This window comes from Mesorhizobium sp. LHD-90, assembly GCF_030929505.1.
Taxonomy (GTDB): domain Bacteria; phylum Pseudomonadota; class Alphaproteobacteria; order Rhizobiales; family Rhizobiaceae; genus Kumtagia.
The window spans coordinates 40,142-52,338 of record NZ_JAVFVV010000026.1; the positions used below are offsets into that span (position 1 = coordinate 40,142).

At 64.0% G+C, this 12,197-nt stretch carries 14 protein-coding genes; 10 read left to right on the forward strand and 4 right to left on the reverse strand.

Annotated elements, in window-relative coordinates:
- The first annotated feature begins 175 nt into the window (after positions 1–175).
- The 4 genes from RB623_RS26695 (at position 176) to RB623_RS26710 (ending at position 2,133) form a co-directional block, all read left to right on the forward strand.
- On the forward strand, positions 176–358 hold the full coding sequence (locus RB623_RS26695; RefSeq protein WP_308060158.1) for a hypothetical protein: 183 nt from the start codon (positions 176–178) through the stop codon (positions 356–358).
- A 104-nt stretch (positions 359–462) separates the two neighbouring features.
- Complete coding sequence (locus tag RB623_RS26700; RefSeq protein ID WP_308060159.1) at positions 463–792, forward strand: hypothetical protein; 330 nt, start codon at positions 463–465, stop codon at positions 790–792.
- Positions 793–906: 114 nt separating this feature from the next.
- The gene (locus RB623_RS26705; protein ID WP_308060160.1) at positions 907–1,062 is read left to right on the forward strand and encodes a hypothetical protein; all 156 of its coding nucleotides are present in this window, start codon (positions 907–909) and stop codon (positions 1,060–1,062) included.
- 108 nt (positions 1,063–1,170) lie between these two features.
- Complete coding sequence (locus RB623_RS26710; RefSeq protein ID WP_308060191.1) at positions 1,171–2,133, forward strand: LLM class flavin-dependent oxidoreductase; 963 nt, start codon at positions 1,171–1,173, stop codon at positions 2,131–2,133.
- A 405-nt stretch (positions 2,134–2,538) separates the two neighbouring features.
- Here the strand turns inward: RB623_RS26710 and RB623_RS26715 are convergent, their stop codons facing one another.
- Both RB623_RS26715 and RB623_RS26720 read right to left on the reverse strand, forming a co-directional pair.
- A complete protein-coding gene (locus RB623_RS26715) occupies positions 2,539–3,882 on the reverse strand; it encodes an FAD/NAD(P)-binding protein (protein WP_308060161.1) in 1,344 nt (447 codons plus the stop codon).
- A gap of 280 nt (positions 3,883–4,162) precedes the next feature.
- Positions 4,163–4,612: an Rrf2 family transcriptional regulator gene (locus RB623_RS26720; RefSeq protein WP_308060162.1), complete on the reverse strand. Its 450-nt coding sequence runs from the start codon at positions 4,610–4,612 to the stop codon at positions 4,163–4,165.
- A 485-nt stretch (positions 4,613–5,097) separates the two neighbouring features.
- Here RB623_RS26720 and RB623_RS26725 point away from each other — a divergent pair, with 485 nt between their 5' ends.
- The 4 genes from RB623_RS26725 (at position 5,098) to hflX (ending at position 8,282) form a co-directional block, all read left to right on the forward strand.
- Positions 5,098–5,484, forward strand: coding sequence for a cupin domain-containing protein (locus RB623_RS26725; RefSeq protein ID WP_308060163.1), 387 nt, complete (start codon positions 5,098–5,100; stop codon positions 5,482–5,484).
- Positions 5,485–5,645: 161 nt separating this feature from the next.
- Positions 5,646–6,506 carry a D-amino-acid transaminase gene (locus RB623_RS26730; RefSeq protein WP_308060164.1) on the forward strand — a complete coding sequence of 287 codons (861 nt, stop codon included), beginning with the start codon at positions 5,646–5,648 and terminating at the stop codon, positions 6,504–6,506.
- 144 nt (positions 6,507–6,650) lie between these two features.
- Positions 6,651–6,899: an RNA chaperone Hfq gene (gene hfq / locus RB623_RS26735; RefSeq protein WP_308060165.1), complete on the forward strand. Its 249-nt coding sequence runs from the start codon at positions 6,651–6,653 to the stop codon at positions 6,897–6,899.
- Between the two features lie 87 nt (positions 6,900–6,986).
- Positions 6,987–8,282, forward strand: coding sequence for a GTPase HflX (hflX, locus tag RB623_RS26740; protein WP_374121747.1), 1,296 nt, complete (start codon positions 6,987–6,989; stop codon positions 8,280–8,282).
- A gap of 44 nt (positions 8,283–8,326) precedes the next feature.
- On the opposite strand, the gene mazG is transcribed toward hflX, so the two are convergent.
- The gene (gene mazG / locus RB623_RS26745) at positions 8,327–9,151 is read right to left on the reverse strand and encodes a nucleoside triphosphate pyrophosphohydrolase (protein WP_308060166.1); all 825 of its coding nucleotides are present in this window, start codon (positions 9,149–9,151) and stop codon (positions 8,327–8,329) included.
- Between the two features lie 199 nt (positions 9,152–9,350).
- On the opposite strand from mazG, the gene RB623_RS26750 reads away from it, so the two are divergent.
- Positions 9,351–9,650, forward strand: coding sequence for a hypothetical protein (locus RB623_RS26750; RefSeq protein ID WP_308060167.1), 300 nt, complete (start codon positions 9,351–9,353; stop codon positions 9,648–9,650).
- 12 nt (positions 9,651–9,662) lie between these two features.
- On the opposite strand, the gene RB623_RS26755 is transcribed toward RB623_RS26750, so the two are convergent.
- Positions 9,663–11,060 (reverse strand): PLP-dependent aminotransferase family protein, encoded by a 1,398-nt coding sequence (locus tag RB623_RS26755; RefSeq protein ID WP_308060168.1) that lies wholly within the window; start codon positions 11,058–11,060, stop codon positions 9,663–9,665.
- Between the two features lie 107 nt (positions 11,061–11,167).
- On the opposite strand from RB623_RS26755, the gene RB623_RS26760 reads away from it, so the two are divergent.
- Positions 11,168–12,028: a DMT family transporter gene (locus tag RB623_RS26760; protein WP_308060169.1), complete on the forward strand. Its 861-nt coding sequence runs from the start codon at positions 11,168–11,170 to the stop codon at positions 12,026–12,028.
- Positions 12,029–12,197: the final 169 nt, after the last annotated feature.

Sequence of the window (12,197 nt, forward strand, 5' to 3'; positions counted from 1 at the left end):
CCTTCGGACCACCGCGGGTATGGTCTCCCAGGGCCGGCTAAACCCTTGTTCCGATTCAATGTTCTATAAATCTTGTAGACATTGGTTGACATCGTGAAATGTCGAGTCATACTTCGTGACGGAAGTGCCGATTTGCCAACCATCCATCCCGCAACCGCTCGATGAGGAGTTGACGATGACACAGACCAGCCAGGCTCCAATCCGGTCGCTTCTCGTCCGCTTGCAGGCTGCGCTCTTTCCCGAACTGACGCCGCGGCGGGCGACAGAGGTGGGGACCGGGGACGACGAGGAGGGTGATCGCCGTCGATCCCGCGATGAAAGCTTCTATTGGGGCTTTTGCATGAACGGCCATTGGTGAGGCCGCTTCTCGAGTTTCTCCGGCAACATCTTTTGGGTGTAGGGCATTGAGGCGGTTTCCGACCGCCCGGCGAGCATTTGGGAAAAACGAGCGAGGAGACTAGCATGACGAGAGTTCTTCCACCCCTGCATGAAGGCCATGCCCCGATTTTCCTGCACTACGCTTTTCAGGACGCCCTCGACGCCTATGAGGAATGGGGCCTCTACCAGGACGAACCAAAGGTGGAGCTGGAAGGCAGGCGAATCCCAATCAGTTCAGTGTTCGGCCGTATGCGCACCTGCACCGACATGTTGCCGGCACGCACGCTGGATGCCGTGCGGGACGTTCTCGGCCAACGGGCATCCGACCTCTCCACCGAGGCCGTCTATGCCGAGGCGGCGTTCCTGATGCGGGCGCTCTGCGTCGAGCGCCTGCGCATCGAAGCTATGACTTGAAAATCCATTCCGTCGCGTCGCTGGAAATGAGCACAGATTTCCTGCGATGGGCAAAAATTCGGAATCGACAAAATCTACAAAATTTATAGACTAATGATGAAAGAGGAGGCCGCCATGGCGAACATCGATCATCTCAGCGCAACTCGCCCGGCTTCGCGCCCGGCGTCGTCGCGCAGCATCGGCGGCTCGCTGGGCTCCCTGGCGGCGCATGCCGTCTTCATCGCGGCGGTAGCCTTCGCGGCCGCGATCGTCCTGGGCTTCGTGCCCTGATCTTCGTCCGGTCCGGACGATTTCCGAAAACTTTCAACAAGGATCGAGTGCGCAGTTCTTCAGCCTGTCGTGCGTCGTCAAGACGTTGAAATGACGGAGGAACTTCCGATGCAGGTCGAGTTTACCTACCTTCCTGGTCCGCACCGGGCCGCTCGCGGTGGAGCCGAAACGCCGTTCTTCTTCGATTTCCAGACGGCTCGGCGCCTGCTCACTGAGGTCGAGCGGGCGGGTTTCGAGCGGGTCGTCGTCGACGACGCGGGCGGACTTCTAAGCAACATGGACCTTGCCGCGCAGGCAATCCGCAGCACAAGGGTTGTGGATATCTCGCTAACCCATTGGGCGGACACGATAGAACCGGCCGTGGCGGCGCGGCAACTGGCGGCATTGGACCGGCTCGGGGGCGGTCGGTTGTCGGTCCGGGTGACGACGGCCTTTGGCGTGCCGGCGAGCCATGTCGAGACTCTCCAGAGGACAGACGAATATCTGGTGCTGCTGAAGCGGCTCTGGGCGAACGACGAACCATTCGACCACGAGGGACCGGCCTACAGCCTGCGCAACGGCTTTGTTGCCCGAAAGGGACCACGCGGCGCCGAAATTCCCTTCAGGATGAACGGCTTATCAGGAACGGCCTTCCGTGTTGCCGGCCGCCATGCGGACGTCTTCGAACTGCCTTTCGCCGAGGCCGATCAGCTTGCACACGTCATCGAGCGTGTCCGCCAGGCCGCCGTCGAATGTGGCCGGGCAGGGCGGCCGAAATTCGCCCTTCCCCTTGATTTTGGAAATATTGTCAATGGCTTGGCGGAGACAGCTAAGGAAGGCAAGCTTGCGTTCGGCGACCGATCGCCGGAGCGCATTACTCTGGCTCTCTTACCATATGTTTCCATTGGTGTTTCTGAATTCATGGTCAGCGGCCTGAACGACCGCAAGTCGATTGCCGATTTTGGCGAGCGGGTCATCCCGATCGTGAAAAACTCGACCGCAAGACACGACAAGGCGGAAGTGAGCTGGCCGCATTCGACGGGAACCGTTCCGGTGTGGCCCGCGCATGAGGCAAGTACCGCAAGGCACTGATAGAAAACAGCGTTGCACATCTCCTCTGCGTTGGCTGCAAACGCGGGTGCGGCCCGCGGCGCAAACTGTGAAGTCCGGAAGATCAAGCGAATCCAAGAACTTGTCCTGAGCGCTCGGCCAAAACCGCGCGACAGGCTTCAAATGGCAGCCCAAAAAGCCGCTTTGGCGTTGTCTTTTTCCGCCCTCGACATTGCCGCAAGCGCAGATCTTGTTTGCGCGATTCATATTCCGTCCGAGGGTGGGAGGGCAGCAGCTTTGTTGTCGCGACCAGGCCGGCGGCCGCTTGTTCCGACCGTCCGGTGCCCGCTGCGTCTTTCTTCCGGCAAGGACGGAGAAGGCGGCTGTCAGTAGCCCGGTTTCACCACTCACCTGAGCGACGGCGCCAAGGAAGAAGCGGTTCCGGCTTCACCCGCCGGCCAGTACCTTTGCCAGCCGAGCGCATTGGGCGCGGATATCGGGAATGGCCTCGATCTCGAAGAAGGCTCCACGCGTAAGCGGGCCGACCGCGAACAGCTTGTCGGACACCGAGCCGGTCTCGCCGATGACGGCGCAGCTTTCGGTGACGTCGAGCCCGAGCTTCAGAGGGTCGGGACGGGCGAAACCCCGGTCGATCAGGTCGCGGACCACGGCAATCGAACCGGTGGACAGATCCTTCGTGATGCCGGTGCAGTCGTAGACGCGGTCGACCACCAGCGTCTTCAGTGTCTGCGAACGCCGGTGCTTTAGCCGCACGGCGAGTTTTCCGCTGCGTTCTTGCATACCGTCGACGCGGGCGGCGACCAGCCGGACGCGTCCCGCTTCGACGGCTTTTTCCAGCCTGGCATAAATCGGTGGCGCCATGCGGTGGCGATGAATATCCCACCAGGCTTTCGTGTGCTCGACGAAGCGGCGCTTCGCCGATGCCGGCCAGCTTTGCCAGACCTGCTGGTTGAACGGCCGCAGCGCGTCAAGCACGTCGCGCCAGTCGCCGCCGGCCTTTTGTGTCGCGCGGATCAGGTCGCGCAGCCAACCGACGAAATAGGACAGTTGCGTGCCGAGCGGGACGTCGGCGACATCGAGGCGGATCGGATTGCCTTTTCGATGCGGCGAGGGCAGCAGGCCGCGCCGCGACACGGCGACGATCTTTCCGCGATGGCCGCGATGCTCCAGCGTCAGCCAGGCGTCGACCATGCTCAACCCGGTGCCGAGGATAAGCACGCTTGCCTGGTCGTCGAGCGGCGTGTCGGCGGGCGAGTCGATGCGGACGGCAAGCGGATGCTCGGGCGAGGGCTCCTCATCATGGCCAACCGCCAGCACCGCCGCGTGGCAAGCGATGCTGGTGCCGTTGGCGAGCCGCACGTCGACACCGGACGGGGTCGGCGACACGCCGAGGCAGGTTTCGCGTACCAGCCGCAGCCGGCCGGTTTCGCGCTCGCGCTGCAGATTGTCCTGAAGCAGTTCATGCAGATAGCGGCCGTAGACCGCACGCGGCAGGTAGACGGCCGGATTACCGTCCGTGATGATCTTGCTCGCCTGCACCCAACGCCAGAAATGTTCGGGATCGTCGGCATAGCCGCTCATGCCCATGGCGCTGACGTTGAGAACATGGTCGGGCAGGGCGGTGGAATAGGCGCGCCCGCGGCCGAAATTCTCCGACTTTTCAATGAGGGTAACGCGCAGGTCCGGATTTGGCGATTTCAGCAGATGCGCGGCGAGCAGCACGCCGCTGGCGCCGCCGCCGACAATGACGATCGAGGCGCGGCCAGTCATGCGGGCCCCTGGCAGTTCTTTTGGTCTTTGGAGAGACTTCCCTCCAGAGGTTCCCCGTCACCCGGCCTCTGCTTCGCTCGGCCACCCTCTCCCCGTTGGGGAGAGGAGGTTCGCCGCCGCCGGAGCGACACGCTAGAATGTCGAGCGAGGACGGTGCATATCTCCTCTCCCCAGCGGGGAGAGGGTGGCCGAGCGAAGCGGAGGCCGGGTGAGGGGGCGAAATCGCCGCATCGGAAGGCAGCTTCGACAGCCGTCAAGTCCGAAGCGACCAAATAGGTCCTCAGGCGTGGTATTTCAGCAGGGCCGCGACGTCGTCGTTGGCCGCGTCGCGCATCTGCGCCAGGCTGCGGTTGTCGAGCACGCTGGCGATAGCGTGGCGCACTTCCAGCATCATGTGCCGGACCTGGCAGGTCGCCTCGTCGCAATCCTCGCAGCGTTGATACTGCGTGTGGCTGGCGCAGGGGATCGGCGCCAGCGGACCGTCGAGCACGCGCACGACATGGCCGATCTTGATCTCGGCGGGCGGCCGCGACAGGCGATATCCGCCGTCCTTGCCCTTGCGGCTCTGGACGAAACCGGCATTGCGCAGTTCGCCCAATATGGCATCCAGAAACTTCTTCGGGATGTTGTTCGACCGGGCGATGTCGTTGACGAAGGCCAACTGGCCTTCCGGCATCTGCGACAAGTGGACCAGGGCCTTCAGCCCGTACTTGCCTTTTTTGGTGAGCATGATCGAAAACTGTCTTTGTGTTGCCTGCCGAAGGAACCCGTCGCCCCGAATGTCCGACCGATGTCCCGCATCCGAAACGAATAAATTCCAGTGAATCTATAAACAAGTCCAAATGCGTTGATTTTTCGTCAGTTTTGCGGCTGGCGAGGCAAAATCGATGCCGTCGGCGGTAACTTTCGAGCAAAGACGGTCTCATTCGCGTGAGCTATGGCCTTTCCTGGTCAGGCCACGGCCTGCAAGGGGCATTTTTCCGCGCTTGCGATGGCCTCGCAAGCCTTCGTGGACAGCGCTTCCAATCTCGCGAAACATGCTTTCGGGTCTCGCCACATTCACGAAGACCGTAGCTGATCATTCTCTCCGCCTAAAGTCTATAGACACGATAGAATTCAAGACCGTCAGTCGACGGCCTTGACGCCACCGGATGCTGGTGTGTCAGCTACGGGCTGGCCGATAGGATCGGGGCGTTTGCCTGGTAGGGGGCAACTTTGAAGACAATCTCCCATGCAGAACAGTCGCGCGAGGAATGGCGAGCCGGCGTGGAAACGCAGATGCATATTTCGGCGAGCAACGGGTCGACGCAACTGTGCATGTTCGAGCAATGGGTAGACTCCGGCATGGGGGCTCCCACCCACAGTCATCCGGTCGAGGAGGTGCTGACCGTGGTAAGCGGCGAAGCAGAGATCTGGATCGACGACGAGGCGAACATCCTGTTCGGCGGTCAATCGGTTGTTGTTCCGCCAAATCGCAGGCACGGCTTCCGAAACACCGGTTCCAAGGCGCTTCACATACGTGCGGTGCTCGCATCCGCGATCTTCGAGGCGACGCTGGATGACGGCAACACGGTTCGACGCTGGCTTCCGATGCCGGAGTAGCCGGTTCGATCCTGAATTCAAGTGACACCACCCGTTGTTTGTTTTGGCCGACGGTCAGGGAAAATGCCCCAGGCATGAGATGCTGCCGGCAACGCGCCCTTTTGCCCGGTGGGTTGAATCGGATAAGGGGAACGGCCGACCGCAGACCTGAGAGGGACAGCATGCCGCGAACAGCCTATGTGAACGGGCGCTACGTCGCCCACAGGGACGCCTGCGTGCATGTCGAGGACCGAGGCTACCAGTTCGCCGACGGCGTCTACGAGGTCTGCGAGGTGACGCGTGGCCAGATCATCGACATGACCGGGCATCTCAACCGGCTGGAGCGCTCGCTGCGCGAACTGTCGATCGGCTGGCCGCTCCGCCGCGCCGCGCTGGAGATCGTCATCGGAGAGGTGGTTCGCCGCAACCATGTCACCAACGGGCTCATCTACGTGCAGGTGACGCGCGGCGTCGCCAGCCGGGATTTCGTGTTTCCGGCGGACACTAAACCGTCGCTGGTGGTCATCGCCAAGAAGGCCGATCCCGCCTTCAACGTGAAACGCGCCGAAACCGGCATCAAAATCATCACCGTGCCGGAAAACCGCTGGGAGCGCGTCGACATCAAGACCGTCGGACTGCTGCCGAACGTGCTTGCCAAGCAGCGTGCCAAGGAAGCCGGCGCCCAGGAGGCCTGGTTCGTGGACACCGACGGCAACGTCAAGGAGGGCGGATCGTCAAACGCCTGGATCGTGACCGCGGACGCCAGGCTGGTGACGCGTCCGGCCGATGAGGGCATCCTGCGCGGCATCACCCGCACCACGCTGTTCGACGTCGCCAGAAAGCTCGGACTGACGGTCGAGGAACGGCATTTCAGCGTCGCGGAAGCAAAGGCGGCGCGCGAAGCTTTCATCACGTCGGCAACCACCTTGGTCATGCCGGTCGTCTCTATCGACGGCCAGCCGGTCGCCAACGGCCATCCGGGATCGGTGGCACTTTCGCTACGCGAGGCTTTTTTTGACGTTGCGGAAAAACGTCCGGCCTGATACCGCGACCATGGTAGCAATTTTGAATCAACCTCAGGCGCTTGTCTTGAAGTCGGGGCGAGGGCAGGATGTGCGTGCCTGACTGGCGTCGACTATTTCGGCGCTGGCGCGCGTGTCCGAGGGGATGGGTGAAAGAACAAAACGATGGCGGAACGATCGCAGAATCTTCAGGATCTTTTCCTGAACTCGGTTCGCAAGAGCAAAAACCCTCTTACCATTTTTCTCATCAACGGCGTGAAATTGACCGGCGTCGTTACTTCCTTCGATAATTTCTGCGTGCTTCTGCGCCGCGACGGCCATTCGCAGCTTGTCTACAAGCATGCGATCTCGACCATCATGCCGAGCCAGCCGGTGCAGATGTTCGAAGCCGAAGACAGCGGCCAGGGCAGCTGATTGACCAGTGACGTTTCGACGGGCGCCGGGGCGCCCGGCAAGGGGAAGGCTAAAAGCGTCTCGCATGAGGCGCCGGTCGAGCGCGCCGTGGTGGTCGTGCCGATCCTGCCGCCTTCCCGCGACGACGACGACCGCAGCCGGCCGCGCCTGACCCGATCAGCCGACGCGCGGCTGGAAGAGGCGGTGGGGCTTGCCCAGGCGATCGATCTCGACATCACGCATTCGACCGCGTTCCCGGTCAACGAGCCGCGCCCGGCGACGCTGATCGGATCGGGCAAGGTCGAGGAACTGGCGGGCATCGTGCACGACACCAATGCGGGCCTGGTCATCGTCGACCATCCGCTCAGCCCCGTGCAGCAGCGCAATCTGGAAAAGGAAACCAAGGCCAAGGTGCTCGACCGCACCGGCCTGATCCTGGAAATCTTCGGCAGGCGCGCCCGCACCAAGGAAGGCACGCTGCAGGTCGACCTCGCGCATCTCACCTATCAGAAGGGACGGCTGGTTCGAAGCTGGACCCACCTGGAGCGCCAGCGCGGCGGCGCCGGCTTCCTCGGCGGCCCCGGCGAAACCCAGATCGAGGCCGACCGCCGCGCCCTGCAGGAAAAGATCATAAAACTGAAGCGCGAGCTGGAGCAGGTGCGCCGCACCCGCGACCTGCATCGCGCCAAGCGCCGAAAGGTGCCGTTCCCGGTGGTGGCGATCGTCGGCTATACCAATGCCGGAAAGTCGACGCTGTTCAACCGGCTGACCGGGGCGGGAGTGCTGGCCGAGGACATGCTGTTCGCCACGCTCGACCCGACGCTGCGCCGCGTGCGGCTGCCGCATGGCTCGCCGGTGATCCTGTCGGACACGGTGGGATTCATCTCCGACCTGCCGACGCATCTGGTCGCCGCCTTCCGCGCCACGCTGGAGGAGGTGGTCGAGGCCGACCTCGTCATCCATCTGCGCGACATTTCCGATCCGGATACGGCCGCGCAGGTCGAGGACGTCGAGCGCATTCTTGGCGACCTCGGCGTCGATGCCGCCGACGACAAGCACATCGTCGAAGTGTGGAACAAGATCGACCTTCTCGACGAGGCGACGCGACAGCGCCTGCTGGAGGACGCCAGGAGCCATGACGGCAACCCGCCGGTGCCGATCTCGGCGGTGACCGGCGAGGGAATCGAGGCGCTGACGGCGCTGATCGAGCAGCGCGTCTCCGGCGCGCTGGCCGCGACGGAGGTGACGCTCGCCCCGGCGCAGCTCGGCCTGATGGACTGGATTTATCGCAACGGCGACGTAGTCTCGCGCAAGGACAATGAGGACGGCAGCGTCACGCTGAAGCTGATGGCGACCGCGGCCGCGCGCGACGAGATCGAGAACAGGCTGAAGGCCAAGGGGTAGGGGGCCGGCGTCTCATTCCCCACTTGCGGGGAGAAGGAAGCTCCTCACCGAACCGCCTTGGCGCGCTGCCACTCCTCCTCCATCTCTTCCAGCGTCGCATCATCCAGCGACCGGCCTCGCGCCCGCAAGGCGACCTCGACCAGATGGAAGCGGGTGCGGAATTTGTCGTTGGTGCCCGAAAGTGCGGCCTCCGGGTCGATCTTCAGGTGACGGGCAAAATTGACCAGCGCGAACAGCGTGTCGCCGAACTCGTCCTCGGCCGCCGTCTGGTTTTTTGTGGCGATGGCCTCGCGCAGCTCGGCGATCTCCTCCTCGATCTTGTCGAGGATGGGTGCGGCCTCGCCCCAGTCGAAGCCGACGCGCGCCGCCTTCTCCTGCAGCTTCAGCGCGCGGGTCAGCGCCGGGAAGGCCAGCGGGACACCGTCGAGAAAACCGTTGCCGTTGTCCTCCGGATCGAGCCCGCGCACCAGTCGCGCCGCGCGCTTTTCCGCCTTCTCCTCCGCCTTGATGTTTTCCCACATGCCTTTTGCCATGCCGGCGCTGCGGGCGTCGGCGTCGCCGAAGACGTGCGGATGGCGGCGGATCATCTTCTTGGTGATGCCCTCGACGACGTCTTCGAAGCTGAATTCGCGGGCCTCGGCGGCCATCTGCGCGTGGTAGACGACCTGGAGCAACAGGTCGCCGAGCTCCTCGCGCAGGTCGTCGAAGTCGCCGCGGGCGATGGCGTCGGCCACCTCGTAGGCTTCCTCGATCGTATAGGGGGCGATGGTCGAAAAATTCTGCTCGACATCCCACGGGCAGCCGCCGACCGGAGCGCGCAGCGCGGCCATGATCTCGATCAGGCGGGAGATGTCGCGGGACGGTTTCATGGCGGCGAGCTTATACGATCGGTCCCGGCCTGCATCGGTCACAATGGACGGGTCGCACGAGGCGGCAGGGATATCCACAGGCGCGATCCGTTGACGTGTATGTGATCCGGCGACGATGTCAGACGGCAGCCCTCGGCCTTGCCGCGCGCCGATGGCCGCATAAGTCTTGGCGCAGGCGGATATTTTGAGGGACGCTTTCATGAAAAGACTTGCGTTGACTGCGGCGGCGATCCTGTTGGCCGTCGCGCCGGCGAGCGCGGTGTCGCGTTACGACACGCAGCGCATGTCTTGCGCGAAAGTGCAGGCGGCGCTGAGGAGCGACAGCCCGGCGATCCTGCGTTTCCAGTCGCAGCAGTCGGGCGTGACGCTCTACAACCTCTATGTCGGCAGCGGCCAGGACTGCAGGGGCACGACGATCCCGCGCGCACGCACCGTGCCGGCGGCGGACGGGCCGTGCACCGTGCTGCAATGCGTGACGCCGCCGCACAATTCGCGGTGAGCGTGCGCCCGCTCAACCGGCCTGTCCGACCGCTCGCCGCAGTGCGTCGAAAACACGCTCGTCCAGCGTCTGCGAGACGTTGAAGCGCATGGAATTGGTCGCAGTCTGCGAAAGACTGAACACATTGCCCGGCGCCAGCACCACATTGTCCGTCCGCGCCGCCCGCGCGACGTCGGCGGCATCGGCGCCGCCGGGCAGGCGGCACCACAAGAACATGCCGGCCTGCGGCATCAGCCAGGGTTTTACGCCGATGGCTTCCAGCCTGGCCGCCACGTCGGCCATGGCGCGCGAGAGCCGGGTGCGCAGGCCGTCCATGTGCTTGCGGTAGCCACCGTCGCTCAGCACCGACAGCACCAGTTGCGCGTTGAGCCGCCCGCCGCCGAAGGAGGTGGCGATCTTCAGGTCGATCAGTCCTTCGATCCATTCCGGCCGGGCGGCAACAAAACCGCAGCGCGCCGAGGCCGATAACGTTTTCGAAAAACTGCCGATATGGATGACGCGGTCGAGCCCGTCGAACGCCGCCAGGCGCGGCGCCGGCGTGTGCTCGAAATCGGCAAAAATGTCGTCCTCGACGATGGTCAGGCCGAATTGTTCCGCGAGCTTCAGCACCCTGTGGGCCGTCACCGGCGACAAGACCGCGCCGGTGGGATTGTGGATCGCGGCATTGGTCAGGTAGAGTTTCGGCCGATGCGCCGCAAGCACGGCTGCGAGCCGCTCGATGTCCGGGCCGCTGGCCGTGTAGGGCACGCCGACCATGGCGACGCGGTGCGCCCGCAGCAGCGCCTGGAAATTGAAATAGCAGGGATCGTCGATCAGCACCGTGTCGTTGGGTTCGAGCAGCAGCCGGCACAGCAGATCCAACGCCTGCGTGCCAGACTCCGTCAGCATGACCTGGTCCGGCGAAGCCTCGATGCCGTGCTCGGCCATGCGGCGCACGATCAGTTGGCGCAGCGGCGGCAGGCCGAGCGGCGAGCCGTAGTCGGCCAGCACGGAGCCGTCGGCGCGCGAGGCGGCGCGCAGCGCCTTGCGGATACCTTCCTCCGGCAGCCAGGACGGCGGCAGCCATCCGCAGCCGGGTTTCAATGTATCGTCGCTCGCCTCCAGCGACTGCCGCGACACCCAGAACGGGTCGACGGCACGGTCGAGCTTCGGACCGACCTCCGACAGCGACAGGGGTGCGGCCTGGCTGGCGACATAAAAACCCGAGCCGGCGCGGGCATGGATGGCGCCTTCGGCGACCAGCCGCTCGTAGGCATCGACGACCGTCGAGGACGAGACTTTCAGGGTCGAGGCCATCCGCCGGATCGACGGCAGTTTCGCGCCGGCCGTCAGGCCGCGGCCGGCAATCCGCTGGCGGATGGTGGCCATGACCATGCCGACCCTGGTTCCGCCGGCCAATTGCTCGTTCATCCGTATTGTATCCGTGGGCATAACAGTTTGGCAAAACTGTACCGGATTGTGACTGGCCGCGCCAGCGCGAGACGTCGATAGAAGGCCGACAATCGAAAGGCCGGCGCATGGATCGGACGGCGGGTTTGATCAACGGCCTCATCGGCGTGGTGATCTTCAGCGGATCGCTGCCGGCGACACGCGTCGCCGTCATGCAGTTCGACGCTGTCTTCCTGACGGCCGCACGGGCGGCAATCGCCGGTGTGCTGGCGCTTTGCCTGCTGCTGGCGTTCAGGGAAAAGCGTCCGGCGCGGCGCGACCTCGCATCGCTGATCGTCGTTGCCCTTGGCGTGGTGGTCGGTTTTCCCTTGCTGACGGCGCTGGCGCTGCGGCACGTCACGGCGGCGCACTCGATCGTCTTCATCGGATTGCTGCCGCTGGCGACCGCCATTTTCGGCGTCATCCGCGGCGGGGAGCGTCCGAGACCGGTGTTCTGGATTTTTTCCGTGCTCGGCAGCGCGTTGGTGGCGGGTTTTGCCCTGTCGCAGGGGTTGAGCGCATCGCCGGCCGGCGATGCGCTGATGCTGGCGGCGGTCGTCGTCTGCGGCCTGGGTTACGCAGAGGGCGCAAGATTGTCGCGCACGCTCGGCGGCTGGCAGGTGATCTCATGGGCGCTGGTGCTGTCGCTGCCGGTCATGGCAGCACTCACGTTTGCCGCGATGCCGCCGACGTTCTCGGGCATAGAAATGCCTGCCTGGATCGGGCTGGCTTACGTCTCGCTGTTCAGCATGCTGATCGGCTTCGTGTTCTGGTATCGCGGCTTGGCGCAGGGCGGCATTGCCGCCGTCGGCCAGTTGCAGCTTCTGCAACCATTCTTCGGCCTGGCGCTGGCCGCGACGCTGCTGCACGAGCCGGTGACGATGTCGATGGTTCTCGTGACCGTCGCGGTCATCGCCTGTGTGGCCGGCGCCCGAAAATTCGCGAGATAGGACGGGACGAGGACTTTTAGACCGTCCAGCGAGGCGCGCGTGCGCTTGCTTGCGACAGAACTTGCACGGTCATGGATCGTACAGGCACGCTCAGCGTTAGAGGGTCGTAGGTCGATAGGTTTTACCGCCCCATCGAGCCGACGTTCCGAAGGGCCTTCGGGTTCGTATC

Coding starts and splice junctions, on each gene's coding strand:
- RB623_RS26710 (WP_308060191.1), top strand. CDS start 1,171: ATGCAGGTCGAGTTTACCTACCTTCCTGGTCCGCACCGGGCCGCTCGC.
- RB623_RS26760 (WP_308060169.1), top strand. CDS start 11,168: ATGGATCGGACGGCGGGTTTGATCAACGGCCTCATCGGCGTGGTGATC.
- RB623_RS26705 (WP_308060160.1), top strand. CDS start 907: ATGGCGAACATCGATCATCTCAGCGCAACTCGCCCGGCTTCGCGCCCG.
- RB623_RS26750 (WP_308060167.1), top strand. CDS start 9,351: ATGAAAAGACTTGCGTTGACTGCGGCGGCGATCCTGTTGGCCGTCGCG.
- RB623_RS26700 (WP_308060159.1), top strand. CDS start 463: ATGACGAGAGTTCTTCCACCCCTGCATGAAGGCCATGCCCCGATTTTC.
- RB623_RS26715 (WP_308060161.1), bottom strand. CDS start 3,882: ATGACTGGCCGCGCCTCGATCGTCATTGTCGGCGGCGGCGCCAGCGGC.
- hfq (WP_308060165.1), top strand. CDS start 6,651: ATGGCGGAACGATCGCAGAATCTTCAGGATCTTTTCCTGAACTCGGTT.
- mazG (WP_308060166.1), bottom strand. CDS start 9,151: ATGAAACCGTCCCGCGACATCTCCCGCCTGATCGAGATCATGGCCGCG.
- RB623_RS26730 (WP_308060164.1), top strand. CDS start 5,646: ATGCCGCGAACAGCCTATGTGAACGGGCGCTACGTCGCCCACAGGGAC.
- RB623_RS26755 (WP_308060168.1), bottom strand. CDS start 11,060: ATGAACGAGCAATTGGCCGGCGGAACCAGGGTCGGCATGGTCATGGCC.
- RB623_RS26720 (WP_308060162.1), bottom strand. CDS start 4,612: ATGCTCACCAAAAAAGGCAAGTACGGGCTGAAGGCCCTGGTCCACTTG.
- RB623_RS26695 (WP_308060158.1), top strand. CDS start 176: ATGACACAGACCAGCCAGGCTCCAATCCGGTCGCTTCTCGTCCGCTTG.